1 other RNA gene is annotated in these 313 nt (G+C 53.7%); it reads right to left on the minus strand.

Features of this window, described 5'->3' with window-relative positions:
• Nucleotides 1-313: a transfer-messenger RNA gene (ssrA, locus tag C7H85_RS19315) on the minus strand; the annotation flags it as partial.

Genomic DNA, 313 nt, shown 5'->3' on the forward strand with positions numbered 1-313 from the left:
CTCTCCGCTATCGGTTCTACATGCTTAGCCAGCTCTACTGAGTTAACTCCGCGCCGCCCGAGTGGCAGGGTGCTTGGAGCGAGCTGTATGAGTTTTAGCCGTTACGTCTACAGCGAACTTGGCGGCGATCCTGTTCTATCTGACAGTCGTTTCGGGTTTACAGGCATCCCCTAGCGACTGCTAGCCGCATTAAGCAGCTAGAGCGTAGTTGTCGTCGTTGGCAACTATAAGTTTGCAGCAGCGAATTTACGAGTTCTGCTACCAGCTCGGCATGCCCCTCAAGTTTTGTTACCGGCGTCGAATCCTAATCGGC

The sequence above is a fragment of the Zobellella endophytica genome, from assembly GCF_003012775.1.
Taxonomy (GTDB): Bacteria; Pseudomonadota; Gammaproteobacteria; order Enterobacterales; family Aeromonadaceae; genus Oceanimonas; species Oceanimonas endophytica.